We start from the raw sequence: 14,572 nt of genomic DNA, 5'->3' as shown, positions 1-14,572 counted from the left end.
ATGCAAGACACCCTTAACATCCACCAGGATCTCCCGGCCTTGCTGGCCGCCCAGCGAAGCGCTTTTCTTGCGCAAGCCGCGCCCAGCCTTGGCCAGCGCAAGGCGCGGCTGGCTATGTTGCGCAAAGCAGTGCTGGCCTACCGGCAGCGGTTACAGGCCGCCATCAGCGCCGATTTTAGCCATCGTTCGGCCTTTGAAACCGACATCATGGAGCTGATGGGGGTGGTGCAGGCCATCGACTACCTGAGTAAAAAGCTGCGCCGCTTTATGAAACCGCAGCGCCGCCATGTCAGCCTCTACTACCAATCAGGCAAGGCCTATGTGAGCTACCAACCCCTGGGGGTGGTGGGCATCATGGCGCCCTGGAATTACCCCCTGTCCCTGACTCTTATTCCCCTGGCTACCGCCCTTGCCGCGGGTAACAGGGCCATGGTCAAGCCGTCGGAGCTGACGCCGCGCACCAGTTCGCTATTGCAGGAAATGCTGGCGGCCAGCTTCCCCAAAGAGGAAGTGGCGGTGGTGCTGGGCGGGCCTGAGCTGGGCGCCGATTTCAGCCGCTTGCCCTTCGACCACCTGTTTTTTACAGGCAGTACGGCGGTGGGCCGCAAGATAATGCAATCAGCCAGTGACAACCTGGTGCCCCTGACCCTGGAGCTGGGTGGCAAGAGCCCGGCCCTGGTGGCCCCCGGCCATGCCAAGGCTGAGGCCGCCGCCCATATTGCCTACGGCAAGTTGGCCAATGGCGGCCAGACCTGCGTCGCCCCCGATTACGCCCTGGTGCATGAGGATGAACGCGACGCCTTCATAGCCCATTACCAACAGGCAGTGGCCCAGCTATATCCCAAAGGGCCGGACAGCGACGACTACACCGCCATCGTCAACCCGCGCCACTTTGACCGCCTCAATAACCTGATTGACGATGCCCGCCGCCAGGGCGCCGAGGTGCTAACCCTGGGGAACAGGGCAGCAAAGCCCAGGGAACGCACCCTGGCTCCCACCCTGATTCTTGGGGCCACGGCGCAGATGGCGGTGATGCAAGAAGAGATCTTCGGCCCGGTATTGCCAGTGCTGACCTACCGCACCCTGGAAGAGGCCATCGATTTTATCAATGCCCGGCCCCGGCCGCTGGCGCTCTATTACTTTGGCGCCACCGACCAGCAATGCGCCGCCGTACTGGCCCGCACCACCTCGGGGAATGTGGGGATCAACAACACCTTGTTGCATGTGGTTCAGGACGACTTGCCCTTTGGTGGCGTCGGCCCCAGCGGCATGGGGGCCTACCACGGCATTGAAGGCTTCAGGGCCATGAGCCACGGCAAAGGGGTCTTTATCCAGGGGCGCTGGGCCTTGCCACGGCTGCTGCGGGCGCCCTTTGGCAAGCTGGCCAAATGGACAACGGCGCTGCTGCTAAGGCCCTAGCGGTCTGCCACGAAAAAGCCGGGCTTGCCCCGGCTTTTATCATTCTTCTTGCTGGTCTTTGCCCTTTTGCAGCTTGGCCAGCACCCGCTTGGCGTTGGCGGCGCAGTCTATATCCGCCGGCTTGGCCTCGATATCCCCGATAATGGCCAGTAGCTGCCCCTTGCTATTGGCAAGGCGCGCCTCCAAAGCTTCGATGTCCGCCACCTTGGCCTTCAGGGCCGCCAGCAGCTCTTGGTGCTGCCAATCATTGAGATCCGGCGGCAACAGGGTGCGCAGCTCGTCCAGGCTAAAGCCCGCCTGCTGGGCACTGCTGATGAGATTCAGGGCCTGCACCGCCGCGGGGGGATAACTGCGATAGCCGTTGGCCTTGCGCTTTACCAGCTTAAAAAGGCCGATGCGTTCGTAAAAGCGAATACGCGATGGCGCAAGCCCGGTGCGCTCTGCCAATTCTCCAATATTCATGCTGCCTTGCTCATACCTTAAAAAGCCCTACCCAAGGTTACCTTGATGGGAATGATATTACCTTGGGTAAAGCGTAAGGCTGAGGCGCTGCCAAGGAGAAGGCAGCGCCTTGGTAGGAGCTTAGAGCGCACTTGGGCGCCGTTATTCCGGCAGGTGCTGGCGGAAGAAGCCGGTCAGTTTGTCAAAGGGGATAAGGGTAACCCTGTCATACAAATCCACATGGCCGGCGCCTGGCACCACAAACAGTTCCTTGGGCTCGATGGCGCGCTGATAGGCATCTTCACTGAACTCTTTCGAGTGGGCTTCGCTGCCGGTGATAAACAGCAGCGGGCGCGGCGAAATGGCATCCATGTCGTTGAATGGATAGAAGTTCATGAACTTCACATTGCTGCTAAGGGTGGGGTGAGTGGTCAGGGCCGGTGACGAACTCTTGGGGGTAAATTCCCCGCGCGCGGTGCGGTAGAAATCAAAAAACTCACGCTCGATGGGGTGGGAGTTTTCGTCAATCTTATGGGGCGAGCCGCTGGTGTACAGGGGCTCGCCACCGCTAAATTCCACATAACGCTGTTCGGCGGCTTCGGCTATCACCTGCTTGCGCGTTTCAAGGCTCAAGGATTTATGAAGGGCGTGGCGGTTGGCGTCGCCCATGTTGTACATGCTGACGGTGGCAACGGCCTTGAGGCGAGGGTCGATTTTGGCGGCGCTGATAAGAAAGCTGCCGCTGCCGCAAATGCCGATACCGCCGATACGCTGGCGATCGACAAAGGGGCGGGTGCCGAGAAAGTCCACGGCGGCGCTGAAGGTTTCGGCGTAAAGGTCAGGTGAAACGGCGTTGCGTGGCTCGCCCTCACTTTCCCCCCAAAACGACAGATCTACCGCCAGGGTGACAAAGCCCTGCTCGGCCATTTTGGTGGCATAAAGATTGGCACTTTGCTCCTTGACCGCGCCCATGGGGTGGCCCACCACCAGCGCCGCGTGGCCCTGGGTTTTATCCAGGCCGTTCGGGATAAAAAGGTTGCCCACTACCTGCATCCGGTACTGGTTTTGAAAGGTCACCCTTTGCTGAGTGACCTTGTCGCTTTGATAAAAGTTATTGGCATCTTGAGGCATAACGGTTCCTTTGACGCGGTGTCGATAAAGTGAGGTTGCCAGGGGCAACGGGGATTAATCGATGGTGTCTGGCTGGGCCAGCGGGTGCCGCCCCACCGGGTGCCGGCCCAGCCTAAAGCCGCGGCCAATCACCATGGACGCCAGCACCAGCAGGGCGCTGCCAAACAGGAAGGTGGCGACAATGGTGATTTGGTCAACCAGCAGGCCGCCGACGGCGCCGCCGAGCATGATGGAGAGCTGGATGGCGGCCACCATCAAGCCGCCACCGCTTTCGGCGTCATCGCCCATGGCATGGGCCAACCAAGCCGACCAGCACACCGGAATGGCCGAAAACACCAGGCCCCAGGCGATCATCAGCGCGGCGGCGCCTTCCAGCCGGCCCCCCAGCCACACCAGGCTCAGGGTCAGGGCGGCGATCACCAGCGGCAGCCAGCGCAGCATGGGAAAGAGCTTTTCTTTTTCCAGCAGCTTGCTGGCCAGCTTGGTGCCCAAAAAACCGGCCAGCCCCAGCCCCAGCAGCAATAGCGAAAGCTGGCTGGCGCTAACCCCGGTACGGGTTTCTAAAAAGGGGCGAAGATAGGTAAAGGTGGCAAACATGCCCGAGAAGGTGAGCATCACTGCGGTCATGCCAAAGGCCACATGGCGGCGTTTTAACAGGGCAAAGACCCTGGATACCGGAATGCCGGCTTTGGGCGGCATGGAGGGCATGGCCCGCAGCTGCCAAACCAGGTTCAACAGCACCAAAGGCACCAGCCCCCAGAAGATGGCGCGCCAGCCCACAATGGCGCCCAGGTAGGCGCCGATGGGCGCGGCAAAGGCGGTGGCTACGGCATTACCCATGTAAATCATGCCAAGGGCGCGGGCCACCATGGCCTTGGGGACCAGTTGAATGACGGTGGCCGTGGACAGGGCCCAGAAGCCGCCAACGGCCATACCCAGCAGCGCCCTTGCCACCATCAGCAGGCTGAAGTTGGCAGCGCTGGCAATCAGCACCAGTGACACCAGCATCAGTACCGTCATGGCAAGCAGCACATGGCGGCGGTCATAGCGGCCAGCAATGGGGGCTATCAGCAGGCTGGTCAGCACCGCAAAAAAACCGGAGATGGAAATGGCCTGGCCAGCCATGCCGTCGGTGGCATTGAGATCGGCGGCAATGGGGGTCAGCAGGCTGACCGGCATAAACTCCGAGGCAATCAGCATGGCCACGCACAGCGCCATGGAGCCAATGGCGCTCCACATCTGTTTGGCGGGCAACAAGGTTGGGGACATTTCACACTCCACAGCGAAACTCTGTGCCAGCGCCTTGCTGGCAGCACAAGCAAATAAAAGATGGGAGAGGTCATGATAAGGAGCGCTGAGCAGAAATTAAGCGAATTCGCCTCACATTGGTTATGAGGCTTACTCATTAATTTAACTGTTTGATTTTTATGTTTATTAATAGCTTTTTTAGTGTGAGTGCCAATCCGGCAGCAGCGGATTAATTCATTTTTTAATTAATGCAGGCAAAGCCCGTTGCGGCGGCAGCTCTTTTAAGCGACCGCCGCATTTTTCAAGGTGCTACTGGTGGTAAGGCATTTGCGCCTCGGTCAGCCAGCCCGGCACGTATTCACTCCAGCTAAATTTCCACAAGCCTTGCTCAAGGCGCAGCTCAATACGGTAGTAGGCCCCGTACAGCTGCTGCTGGTGTTCGTTGAGCCGGTGCCCGGGAATGAGGCGGCCAACCCACATCTGGGCGTGCTGGCCATCCTCTGCCACAACAATCTTCAGCGGCACGCCATAGTGCTGCATCCAGGGCCAGTGGCGCCGAAATTCTTTCAAGGCACCGGTGATGTCATGCAAGCCTTCCAGCGGGCCAAGGGGAGGAAACAGGCCTTTGGCATCCTCGGTGTAGCAGCTTTTAAAAAGCGCCATGTCGTTTTGGTCTATCCCCCAGCTGTAGCGCGAGTAGGCCTCGGCAATGCGGGTTTCGACACTGGCCTCAACCTGGTTGTCCGGCAGGCAGACCCAGGGCGAGTCGAGCTCACTGACCAGCACCGGCGGAAGATCGCCCGGGCGCCAGCCCCGTTGCCCAGGGGGCAACTTCCAGGTGCTTAACAGCCGGCTGTCGCCCTCAACCCAGCCGATATTGACCAGCAACTCGCTTATCTTCCAACTGCCGTTTTCCCTGGTCAGGGTCAATCTCAGCACGCCACCTAGCAGGGTGGAGGGCTGGCTGGCGCCTTTGGCAGACACCTCGCCCCCCAGATAGGCGCTAACCATGGCCAGGCCCTGATCGTTACCGGTGACATAGTGATTGGTGGCGATAAGGGCCATGTCGTTGGGTTCTGCAAAGGCCTGGGTGACCTCGGCCAGCCCCTGACGTTTACCTTTGTGGCTGCTCAGCAGGTTTATGGTGTCGCTAAAGGGATTGGCCGTGCCTGGCTGCCCCTGCCAAAGTGCCAGGAAATCGGCCAACAACGACAGCGCCTCACCGCGTTTAATGATGTTACTCATGGTGCCTCGCTTGCCTGGGCCGGGCCGCTGTGGCCCGGCGCGGCTTAGAACTTTTGCACTTCGGTGATGTAGGTCACCGCAACGTGCTCGGCAAAGTTGGGGACATCGGCAAAGGCCTCCTGGCCAACCGGCGAGGCAAAAGCGGCCTCGGCGGCTTCCAGGGAGTCGAACCACAACTCGGAAAAGCCATCGATGGGGGAGTCGGGATATTGCTCCCGGTCGATAGGGTTGATGACGTATTTGCGAAGGCCCGGCACCTTAACGGCAATGGCACTGTGTACCTCCAGCCAGTGCGCCACGAACTCTTCAAAGCTCTGGTCCGCTTTTTTGGTGATAAGGCCAACGTGTTTAAAACCTTTAGTCTCTGACATGAATGACTCCGTTTTGTGAACAGAAGGCGCGCTCAGCTTGTTGCCGGCGCTGCGCCTTGGGGTTGGTAAGGGGGGTAATCGGTGTAGCCTTTAGCGCCACCGCCGTAAAAACTGGCCCTGTCCACCATGGCGAGAGGCCATTGGTGGCGGATGCGCTCCACAAAATCGGGGTTGGCGATAAAGGGCGTGCCAAAGGCGGCCAGATCGGTGATGCCTTCGGCGATGAGGTTGTCGGCCTGCTCGGGGGTCAGGCCCCCGGCGAGGATCAGCGGGCCTTGCCAGCGGCGGCGCACCTCGGCCAGCAGGCCACTGCTAAGTACCGCCCCCTGGCACGCCAGGTGCACATAGGCCAGCTGGTACTCATTGAGCATTTCGCTGATAAAAGCGTAGGTCTCAAGGGTTTGCGGGTAGGGGGGCATATCTTGCAGGGTATTGAATGGCGAGAGCCTTACCCCCAGGCGCCCGGCGCCTATCTCTTCGGCTATTTGGGCCACTATCTCTAGCAGCAACCGGCTGCGGCTTTGCAAGCTCTGGCCGCCGTAGCGGTCGCTACGGGTGTTGAGCACCGGGTTGATAAATTGCTCGATAAGGTAGCCGTTGGCGCCGTGCAGCTCGACGCCGTCAAAACCGGCCGCCATGGCATTGGCGGCCGCCTGGCGAAATTCTTGGATAACCGCGCCTATGCCCTTTTCGTCGAGGGCGACCGGGCTGCTGGCCGGTACGGTGGCCGGTTGGCCGTTGCTGTCAAAGGCATAGGCGCTGCCCCCTGCCACCGCCACCGCGCTGACCGGGGCCTGGCCTCCGGGCTGCAAGCTGTGATGCGAAACCCGGCCCACATGCCAAAGCTGGGCAAAAATGCGGCCCCCTTTGGCATGCACGGCATCGGTAACCTGGCGCCAGGCAGCCACCTGGCTTGGCAGGTAAATACCCGGGGTATGCAGATACCCCACGGCCTGGGCCGATACCGGTAACCCTTCTGAGATCATCAGCCCGGCGCTGGCGCGCTGGGCATAGTAGCGGGCGGTCTGTGCATCCGGGTGGCCGTCAATGGCCCGCGAACGGGTCATGGGCGCCATCACGACCCGGTTGGCAAGGGAGGTATCGGCCAGTCTGAAGGGGCTGAGCAGGGTTTTCATCAGCGCTCCTTACTGTTGCCAGGCCTGGGCGATCAACTGGTGGGAATAGATGCGCGCCTGTGGGTCGTGGATCCAGGAGTTGACCATGATCTCGTTGGCCCCGGTGCGCTTAACCAGCGACGCCAAGCCTTCTCTTACCTGGGCCGGCGTGCCCCAGATTGACTCGCGCAACTGGCTCAAAACCCGCTGGGCTTCGATGGTGTGCCAGATGTCGTCCATGCTTTGCACCGGCTTGGGCAGCAAGGTATCGACCCCCCGGCCCAGGTTCAGGAATTTTTGCAGCTCGGTGGTGGACAGATGCTCGGCTTCTTTTTGCGAATCGGCGGCCACCACGTTCACGCAAATCATCACGTAGGGGGCATCGAGCTGGGCCGAAGGCTGGAAGTGGCTGCGGTAGATTTCCACCGCGGCGGTCATGGCATCGGGAGCAAAGTGCGAGGCAAACACCAAAGGCAGGCCCTTGATGGCAGCCAGCTGAGCGCTGAAGGTGCTCGACCCCAGCAGCCAAAGGGGAATGGCCAGGCCGTTGCCGGGAATGGCGCGGATCCTCTGGCTCGGCTTGGCCGGCGCCAGATAGCTTTGCAGCTCATCGACCATCTGCGGGAAGTCCAGGCCCTTGGCCCGGGTGTCGCGGCGCAGGGCATGGGCGGTTTCCATATCGGTGCCCGGCGCTCGCCCAAGGCCCAGATCGATACGCCCCGGGTACAAGGATTCTAGGGTGCCGAACTGTTCGGCCACCATCAGCGGCGCGTGGTTTGGCAGCATGATCCCGCCGGAACCCAGGCGGATGGTGCGGGTTTTGGCACCGATATGGCTGAGCACTACCGACGTGGCGGCGCTGGCGATATCGGTCAGGTTATGGTGCTCGGCAACCCAATAGCGGTGGTAGCCGGCCGCCTCCGCCGCCTGGGCCAGCGCGGTGCTGTGATGCAGGGCGTCACTGATGCTGTGGCCCTCGGTAATGGGGACCAGATCCAGCAATGACAGCGGGATATCGGCGTTACTCATGACAAACTCCTCAGTCGATTTAGCCCTGTGGCTTGGTCGGGTTGGCAGTATGTCTGTGAGCTATCTTGCGATAAACGCCCTTTCGTTCGCTTTAATGGCGACATATATTCGCCAATGTGCCTGTTGTGCTCGGCGTATGCTGGCGTCGCCACCTAACCGAGAGGACCGCATTTATGGATCAGGCCAGGCTTCATGCCAGCATCGACATCGCCCATCGCTGGTTTGCCTTTTTTGAAGGCCAAACCGAGCCTGTGGCGCAGCATCTGGCGATATTCACGCCGGATGTGCGCCTGGTGCATGCCGGCCGCCAGTTACTGGCTGAAGGAAGCGCTGCTATGGCCCGCTGGCTGGGGTCGGTGCCCTGGGAAGAAGACGCCCATGTCATCACCGAGCCGCGCTTTCGCCAAACGGGCCCGGACAGCGCCGAGCTGGATATGACAGTGCACTACCAGGTACTGGGAAATGATGGCCGCCTGGGCGGGGCCGTGATCGCCTATCACACCCAACTGCGCTTTGACCGGCAAGACAGGGCCGCCTTTCACTTTATCCAAAAGACCCCGGTAGCGCCCAATCCGGCCCGGTACTTTGCCCCGTCTTTTGCCGCCAATCGCCTGGCATCACTTACGGCGCATCTTCGTTACCTGGAGGCAAGGGGAGAATTGGCCGCGTTGGGGGCGCTGATGGGCGACAAGGCGCAGGCCCAGCAGTGGCAAAGGTGGCTGGCAGAAAGTGCCCCGGCGCCATTATCGGCACTCAACGCGGCGCCAAACGGCCTAGAACTGGCCATTACCCTTGGCACCCGGCAGGCCCGGTTTATCTTGCGTGAACGCCAGGGCCGTTACCTGACTATCGAGGCATTTGACCCCGGCAGATAAGAGAGGAGCGATGCGAACAACGGATCATTTCGGCGGCATTACCGCCTTTGTTACCACGGCTCAGCAAGGCAGCTTTACGGCGGCGGCTGAGCGCCTTGGGCTGACCAAGTCGGCGGTGGCCAAAAGTGTTGGCCGTCTTGAGGCGCGGCTGGGCCTGACCTTGTTCCAACGCTCCACCCGGCGCTTGAGCCTCACCCCTGACGGTGAGCGGTATCTGGCCAGTTGCCAAAACGCCCTGGAGATCCTGGAGGAGGCCGAGTCGGAGCTCAGCTCCCACCGCATGCGCCCGGCCGGGCGGCTGCGGGTAGACTTGCCCGCCGCCTTTGGGCGCCGGCGTATCTTGCCGTTGCTGCTGGATATTGGCCGGCGCTACCCGGAGCTGGCCCTGACGGTGACTTTTAGCGAGCGCTTTGTCGACCTTATCGAAGAAGGGGTCGACTTGGTGGTACGCATAGGTGAGCTGGCCGACAGCAGCGGCCTGGTGGCAAGGCGCCTGACCACCCAGAAACTGGTGATCTGCGCCTCTCCTCAATACCTGCTGTTTAACGGCGAGCCCATGACCCCCCAGGAACTGGCTGGCCACCAATGTGTGGTGGGATTTCGCCGCAATCAGCCGCTGTCGTGGCTGCTCAAGGAAAAAGACGGCCACATTCGCCGCTACACGCCACCGCCCACCCATGAGTTTGCCGACGGTGACGCCATGCTGGCTGCGGTGTTGGCTGGCTGCGGTTTGTCGCAATTGCCGCTGTGGCTGGTGGGTGAACACCTGGCCCGGGGCGAGCTTACCGAAGTGCTGGCCGGCCACTCGGGAGGGGAGATGCCCATCAATGCCCTGTGGCCTAAAAACCGGCAGTTGTTACCCAAGATCCGCCATGTGGTGGACGCGCTGGTGGCCGCTGCCGAGCAAGGGCTGTTAGATGGCTAAGCCTCAGGGCTGTTGCTGATGGTGGCGCAGCCTGTCTAGCAGCAGTTCAAAAGCCTTGGAAGGCTGGCGGCGGCTGGGGTAGTAGAGGTAAAAACCGTCCCACAGCGGAAACCAGTCGTCCAACAGGCTAACCAGCTCGCCACTGTCGAGATAGGGCTGGGCCATGTCCCGTGGCACGTGGGCCAGCCCCTGGCCTTCGCGGGCAGCCATGATTTGCTGCTCGGTGCGGCTAAACACCAGTTGGCAATCGGCTTTGACGTTAAGGGCCTTGCCGTCTTTTTCAAACTCCCACACATACAAATTGCCGTGAGTGGGCAGGCGCAGGCCAATACAGCTGTGGCCCATCACATCATGGGGGTGAGCCGGGGCCGGGTGCTGAGCCAGGTAGCCAGGGGAGGCCACCAGCGCAAAGCGCACATCCGGGCCGATGCGCACCGAGATCATGCCGTCTGACAAGTGCTCCCCCAGCCGGGTACCGGCATCAAAGCCCTTGGCCACGATGTCCACCAGGGCGTAGTCGTCAATCAGCTCCAGGCGGATATCGGGGTACTCCTTTAGAAAGGATTTGAGCTTGGGCCACAGCAGGCCATAAACAGCCATGTCCGAGGTGGAAATACGGATGGTGCCGGAGGGCTTGTCACTCAAGTCTTTGATGGATTGGATCTTGTCTTGAATGGCGTCCAGGTCCGGGCCCAGATCGTCCAAAAATTTCTGGCCCAAATCGGTCAGCGACACGCTGCGGGTGGTGCGGGTTAACAGCCGCACCTCAAGCCGCGCTTCGAGGTTGCGCATGCTGTGGCTGAGCGCCGATTGGGAGATGCCGAGCTGGGCGGCGGCCCGGGTAAAGCTGCGCTCCCGGGCTACTGTGACAAAGGCCACCAGATCGTTGAGGTTTTCTCTTGCCAAAATGGGTCACTACCTTTGGGTTAAAGGGCTAGCGGCTGGATACCCGCAGCTGCTCAAGCACCAGATCGAAAACCGGTGAAGCCAGGCGGCGGTTGGGGTAGTAAAGGTGATAGCCGGTAAATGGCGGGCACCAGTCTTCCAGCAGCCTGACCAAAGTGCCGTCTTCGATGTGCTCGGTAAAGCAGTCTTCGGGCAAAAAGGCGATGCCAAAGCCCTGCACCGCTGCCCGGGTAATAGGCCGCACGCCGTTGAACACCAACTGCCCCTGCACATTGACATTAAGCTGGCGCTCGCCTTTTTCCAGCTCCCAGGCGTAAAGGCCGCCGTAGGTGGGCAGGCGCAGGTTGAGGCAGTTGTGTTTTACCAAGTCTTGCGGCGTCTTGGGGTGGCCATGGCTGGCTAGATACTCGGGGGAGGCTACCGCCGCCATGCGCAGATCCGGGCCGATACGCACCGCTATCATGTCTTTACCGAGGCGCTCGCCAAAGCGCACCCCGGCGTCAAAACGGTGCTCGACGATGTCGGTCAGGCCGTAGTCGGAGTTGAACTCCACATGGATATCCGGGTGCTCTTTTAAAAAAGGCGCCAGCTTTGGCCACAAAATGGTGTCGATGGCGTGGTCGCTGGCCGAGATACGAATGGTGCCGGAGGCCTTTTCCTTTAGCTCGTTAAGGCCAGCCAATTCAGCATCAATTTCCTCGAAATGGGGGGCCACTCGCATCATTAACCGCTCACCGGCCTGGGTGGGGGCGACGCTACGGGTGGTGCGGGTTAGCAGCCGTATCCCCATCCGCTCTTCAAGTTTGCGAATGGTGTGGCTGAGCGCCGACTGGGAAATGCCCAGGCTGGCGGCGGCTCGGGTGAAGCTGCGCTCTTTGGCGACGGCAATAAACGCCAGCAGATCGCTGTAACTTTCGCGGCTCACTTATGAGCGTCCTCAATGAAACGGCATCTATTATGTTGCTCCAAATTATGTGTTTGCCCCGACAGATAGCAAGCCATCCCCCCCTTACCCCTAGATTGCGTCTTGTTTCCAGGCCTTGTACCGCCTGGGCTGCAGCGGATATATGAGATTTGCTCATATCCGTATTCTGGTGGGTGCGCTTAATCGCCTGCTCTCCCTGGGCAATGCTGCTGGGTTGATGCTGCCGGCGCCGCCAAGGCTCGGCCGCTTTGGCAACCACAGGGGATCTTTATGCAAACCACAATCCGCACACTCGGTCTGATGGGGGCGGCGTTGATGCTGGTCTCGGGCGCGGCGGCCGCAGACTCTGACGCTCCAATTGCTGATATGCAAATCTTTAAAAACGCCAGCCAGGCGGTTATCCAGGGGCCACAAAAGCGCTTTACCGGCCACGCCACCATTACCCCGGTGTTTTTCCCCAAAGCCGGGCAAAGCGACTTGTCGGTAGGGGAGGTGACCTTCGACCCCGGCGCTCGTTCGGCCTGGCACACTCACCCCAAAGGGCAGCTGCTGGTGGTGACCAAGGGCCAGGGCTGGGTGCAGCAAGAAGGCCAGCCCAAGCAACTTATTAATGCCGGTGACGTGGTGTGGACGCCGGCCGGAGTCAAGCATTGGCATGGTGCTACCGACACCAGCGCCATGACCCACTACGCCATCCAGGAAGCGGTGGACGGTAACAACGTCAATTGGCTGGAAAAGGTCAGCGACAAGGATTATCTCAGCGCCCTTTCGCCAGCAAAACTCAAGGCCCTGACCCACGCCAACACCATGGTGGTGCTACACCCTGGCCACCAGGCTGATTTTCGGGGCACCGATAAGCAATACCGGGGCGACGCCATCAGCTCGCCGCTTTTTCTTGCTAATGACCAAACTGACTTGAGCGCCGTTTATGAGAGCTTCATGCCCGCCGCCCAAACCGCCTGGCACACCCATCCCAAAGGGCAGCTACTGATCGTCACCCGCGGCCTTGGCTGGGTGCAACAAGAAGGTAAGGCGCCGCAGCAAGTCAGCAGTGGCGATGTGGTCTGGACGCCGGCCGGGGTTAAGCACTGGCATGGCGCCGCCAAGGGCAGCTCTCTGACCGAAGTGGCCATTCAGCAGTTTGTTGGCGCTAATGCGGTGACCTGGCTGACCCTGCCCGAAGCGCAGTAACGGCAACGCGAATGGGATATTCATGATTTATATGCATGGGTGCATTCGCTTTAGCCATCTTAATCAATAAATAAATCTCTCTATAGTGGCTGGTAACAGACAGCGCTGCCCGGCGAGAAGCGCCCGGCAGCGGCTACCGCTAACACCTGAATGGAGCAACCCCATGAGCAACAATATCGAAGGTAAAGTCGTTGTTATTACCGGTGCCAGCAGCGGCCTGGGCGAGGCAACTGCCCGCCACCTGAGCGCCCTGGGCGCCACCGTGGTGCTGGGTGCCCGCCGCCTGGACCGCCTGCAAAGCTTGGTGGCCGAGCTGGAACAAGCCGGCGGCAAGGCGCTGGCAGTGCAAACCGATGTTACCGACAAAGCCCAGGTCCAAGCCCTGGTAGACGCCGCCATCAGTACCTTTGGTCAGGTGGATGTGATGGTCAACAACGCCGGCCTGATGCAGCAGTCCATGCTCGAGAGCCTCAAGGTCGACGAGTGGGACAACATGATTGATATCAACATCAAAGGCACCCTCTACGGTATTGCTGCCGTGTTGCCCCACATGAAGGCCCGTAAAAGCGGCCACGTCATCAACGTGTCTTCCGTGGCCGGCCACAAGGTTACGCCGTCCGGCACCATCTACTGCGCCACCAAACATGCGGTGCGGGTGATCAACGAAGGCCTGCGCCAGGAAGTCACCCCTTACGGCCTGCGCACCACCGTGCTGTCTCCCGGCGCGGTAGCCACCGAGCTGCCGAGCCACATTACCGACCCAAACATCGGTGCTGGCATGCAGGCGTTCTATGACCAGTTCGCTATCCCGGCTGAGGCTTTTGCCCGCGCTGTGGCCTTTGCCATCAGCCAGCCTGAGGACGTGGACATCAACGAAATCCTGTTCCGCCCTACCGCCCAGGAAATCTAATCAGGCAGCAGGAGGCGGGTTACCGCCTCCTGCGCTTTTCAATGGGAGTATTGCCATGTTTTCTTTTGCTTTTAACCGCCTTTTTGGCCCCCGCCTCTTGGCCAAACCGCTGCTCTTGGCGTTGCCGGTGTTGATGAGTGCAGGAGCGCTTGGCGCAGAGACGAGCGGGGTGTCGCCAGCCTTGGCAGAGGCAAAAGAAAAGCTGGTAGACCAAGAGCTTTGGCATCGCCCTGGCCTTAGCGGGCGCGACCGCAGCCTGGTCACCCTTGGCGCCATGATCGCCCGTGACCAAAGCTCGGTGCTGGCCCCGGAAATTGACCGGGCCTTGGACAATGGCCTGACCCCGGCCGAGATCTCCGAAGTGATTTACCACCTGGCGTTTTACGCCGGCCTTGGCAACGCCGAAGCGGCCGCCAATGCCTGCGCTGAGATCTTTGCCAAACGCCATATCCCCCAAAGCGCCTTGCCACCGGCCAAAGCCAAGCTGCTGGCGTTGGACAAAGATACCGAGGCCAAGCGCAAGGCACTGGTGGCCGGGCTTTATGGCGACACCGCCCCCGGCGTGGTGCATTACACCACCGAAGCGCTGTTTTTAAACCTGTGGCTAAGGCCAGCGCTGGCGCCGCGCGACCGCAGCTTAGTCACGGTCAGTGCGCTCATTGCCACCGGGCAGGCCGAGCAGGTGCCGTTTCACCTCAACAAAGCCATGGATAACGGCCTGACCCAGAGTGAGGCCTCAGAAATGCTGACCCAACTGGCCTTTTATGCCGGTTGGCCCAAGGTCTTCTCCGCCTTACCGGTGGTGAAGAAGGTGTTTGCAAGCCGTAAGGGCGCTTAAGGA

15 protein-coding genes and 1 pseudogene are annotated in these 14,572 nt (G+C 60.6%); 7 read left to right on the top strand and 9 right to left on the bottom strand.

The genetic code is table 11. The features are described 5' to 3' along the window. Positions 1-1,419 carry a coniferyl aldehyde dehydrogenase gene (locus tag AC22G1_RS14610; protein WP_487314018.1) on the top strand — a complete coding sequence of 473 codons (1,419 nt, stop codon included), beginning with the start codon at positions 1-3 and terminating at the stop codon, positions 1,417-1,419. Positions 1,420-1,458: 39 nt separating this feature from the next. On the opposite strand, the gene AC22G1_RS14605 is transcribed toward AC22G1_RS14610, so the two are convergent. The 7 genes from AC22G1_RS14605 to AC22G1_RS14575 all read right to left on the bottom strand — a co-directional run bounded on the left by AC22G1_RS14605 (position 1,459) and on the right by AC22G1_RS14575 (position 7,999). Beyond that, positions 1,459-1,881: a MerR family transcriptional regulator gene (locus AC22G1_RS14605; RefSeq protein ID WP_487314017.1), complete on the bottom strand. Its 423-nt coding sequence runs from the start codon at positions 1,879-1,881 to the stop codon at positions 1,459-1,461. A 141-nt stretch (positions 1,882-2,022) separates the two neighbouring features. Next, a complete protein-coding gene (locus AC22G1_RS14600) occupies positions 2,023-2,991 on the bottom strand; it encodes an alpha/beta hydrolase (protein ID WP_487314016.1) in 969 nt (322 codons plus the stop codon). 54 nt (positions 2,992-3,045) lie between these two features. Next, positions 3,046-4,260: an MFS transporter gene (locus tag AC22G1_RS14595; protein ID WP_487314015.1), complete on the bottom strand. Its 1,215-nt coding sequence runs from the start codon at positions 4,258-4,260 to the stop codon at positions 3,046-3,048. 288 nt (positions 4,261-4,548) lie between these two features. Further along, positions 4,549-5,484 carry a nuclear transport factor 2 family protein gene (locus AC22G1_RS14590; protein ID WP_487314014.1) on the bottom strand — a complete coding sequence of 312 codons (936 nt, stop codon included), beginning with the start codon at positions 5,482-5,484 and terminating at the stop codon, positions 4,549-4,551. Between the two features lie 44 nt (positions 5,485-5,528). Continuing rightward, positions 5,529-5,855, bottom strand: a complete 327-nt coding sequence (locus tag AC22G1_RS14585) for an EthD family reductase (protein WP_487314013.1) — start codon at positions 5,853-5,855, stop codon at positions 5,529-5,531. A gap of 32 nt (positions 5,856-5,887) precedes the next feature. Then, positions 5,888-6,991 carry an alkene reductase gene (locus tag AC22G1_RS14580; protein WP_487314012.1) on the bottom strand — a complete coding sequence of 368 codons (1,104 nt, stop codon included), beginning with the start codon at positions 6,989-6,991 and terminating at the stop codon, positions 5,888-5,890. A 9-nt stretch (positions 6,992-7,000) separates the two neighbouring features. Continuing rightward, positions 7,001-7,999, bottom strand: coding sequence for an LLM class flavin-dependent oxidoreductase (locus AC22G1_RS14575; RefSeq protein ID WP_487314011.1), 999 nt, complete (start codon positions 7,997-7,999; stop codon positions 7,001-7,003). Between the two features lie 173 nt (positions 8,000-8,172). Here AC22G1_RS14575 and AC22G1_RS14570 point away from each other — a divergent pair, with 173 nt between their 5' ends. Together AC22G1_RS14570 and AC22G1_RS14565 are read left to right on the top strand one after the other, a co-directional pair. Then, the gene (locus AC22G1_RS14570) at positions 8,173-8,874 is read left to right on the top strand and encodes a hypothetical protein (RefSeq protein WP_487314010.1); all 702 of its coding nucleotides are present in this window, start codon (positions 8,173-8,175) and stop codon (positions 8,872-8,874) included. Positions 8,875-8,884: 10 nt separating this feature from the next. Further along, entirely contained in the window at positions 8,885-9,799 is a 915-nt protein-coding gene (locus AC22G1_RS14565) for a LysR family transcriptional regulator (protein WP_487314009.1), read from the top strand. Positions 9,800-9,802: 3 nt separating this feature from the next. On the opposite strand, the gene AC22G1_RS14560 is transcribed toward AC22G1_RS14565, so the two are convergent. Next, positions 9,803-10,705, bottom strand: a complete 903-nt coding sequence (locus tag AC22G1_RS14560; RefSeq protein ID WP_487314008.1) for a LysR family transcriptional regulator — start codon at positions 10,703-10,705, stop codon at positions 9,803-9,805. A 28-nt stretch (positions 10,706-10,733) separates the two neighbouring features. Then, a complete protein-coding gene (locus tag AC22G1_RS14555; RefSeq protein WP_487314007.1) occupies positions 10,734-11,630 on the bottom strand; it encodes a LysR family transcriptional regulator in 897 nt (298 codons plus the stop codon). A gap of 270 nt (positions 11,631-11,900) precedes the next feature. On the opposite strand from AC22G1_RS14555, the pseudogene AC22G1_RS14550 reads away from it, so the two are divergent. The 4 genes and pseudogenes from AC22G1_RS14550 to AC22G1_RS14535 all read left to right on the top strand — a co-directional run. Further along, positions 11,901-12,386: pseudogene (locus AC22G1_RS14550) on the top strand ((R)-mandelonitrile lyase); the annotation flags it as partial. Between the two features lie 51 nt (positions 12,387-12,437). After that, positions 12,438-12,821, top strand: a complete 384-nt coding sequence (locus tag AC22G1_RS14545) for a cupin domain-containing protein (protein WP_487316729.1) — start codon at positions 12,438-12,440, stop codon at positions 12,819-12,821. A gap of 163 nt (positions 12,822-12,984) precedes the next feature. After that, positions 12,985-13,731 (top strand): SDR family oxidoreductase, encoded by a 747-nt coding sequence (locus AC22G1_RS14540; protein WP_487314006.1) that lies wholly within the window; start codon positions 12,985-12,987, stop codon positions 13,729-13,731. A gap of 55 nt (positions 13,732-13,786) precedes the next feature. Continuing rightward, entirely contained in the window at positions 13,787-14,569 is a 783-nt protein-coding gene (locus AC22G1_RS14535; protein WP_487314005.1) for a carboxymuconolactone decarboxylase family protein, read from the top strand. Positions 14,570-14,572: the final 3 nt, after the last annotated feature.

The organism is Gallaecimonas zhanjiangensis (genome assembly GCF_057624825.1).
Note: the sequence above shows the minus strand (reverse complement) of the source record. Positions and strands in the feature narration are given on the sequence as shown.

Bases quoted from the DNA above. Each gene is read 5' to 3' on its own strand.
- AC22G1_RS14610 (WP_487314018.1), top strand. From the start codon at position 1: ATGCAAGACACCCTTAACATCCACCAGGATCTCCCGGCCTTGCTGGCC.
- AC22G1_RS14605 (WP_487314017.1), bottom strand. From the start codon at position 1,881: ATGAATATTGGAGAATTGGCAGAGCGCACCGGGCTTGCGCCATCGCGT.
- AC22G1_RS14600 (WP_487314016.1), bottom strand. From the start codon at position 2,991: ATGCCTCAAGATGCCAATAACTTTTATCAAAGCGACAAGGTCACTCAG.
- AC22G1_RS14595 (WP_487314015.1), bottom strand. From the start codon at position 4,260: ATGTCCCCAACCTTGTTGCCCGCCAAACAGATGTGGAGCGCCATTGGC.
- AC22G1_RS14590 (WP_487314014.1), bottom strand. From the start codon at position 5,484: ATGAGTAACATCATTAAACGCGGTGAGGCGCTGTCGTTGTTGGCCGAT.
- AC22G1_RS14585 (WP_487314013.1), bottom strand. From the start codon at position 5,855: ATGTCAGAGACTAAAGGTTTTAAACACGTTGGCCTTATCACCAAAAAA.
- AC22G1_RS14580 (WP_487314012.1), bottom strand. From the start codon at position 6,991: ATGAAAACCCTGCTCAGCCCCTTCAGACTGGCCGATACCTCCCTTGCC.
- AC22G1_RS14575 (WP_487314011.1), bottom strand. From the start codon at position 7,999: ATGAGTAACGCCGATATCCCGCTGTCATTGCTGGATCTGGTCCCCATT.
- AC22G1_RS14570 (WP_487314010.1), top strand. From the start codon at position 8,173: ATGGATCAGGCCAGGCTTCATGCCAGCATCGACATCGCCCATCGCTGG.
- AC22G1_RS14565 (WP_487314009.1), top strand. From the start codon at position 8,885: ATGCGAACAACGGATCATTTCGGCGGCATTACCGCCTTTGTTACCACG.
- AC22G1_RS14545 (WP_487316729.1), top strand. From the start codon at position 12,438: ATGGTGGTGCTACACCCTGGCCACCAGGCTGATTTTCGGGGCACCGAT.
- AC22G1_RS14540 (WP_487314006.1), top strand. From the start codon at position 12,985: ATGAGCAACAATATCGAAGGTAAAGTCGTTGTTATTACCGGTGCCAGC.
- AC22G1_RS14535 (WP_487314005.1), top strand. From the start codon at position 13,787: ATGTTTTCTTTTGCTTTTAACCGCCTTTTTGGCCCCCGCCTCTTGGCC.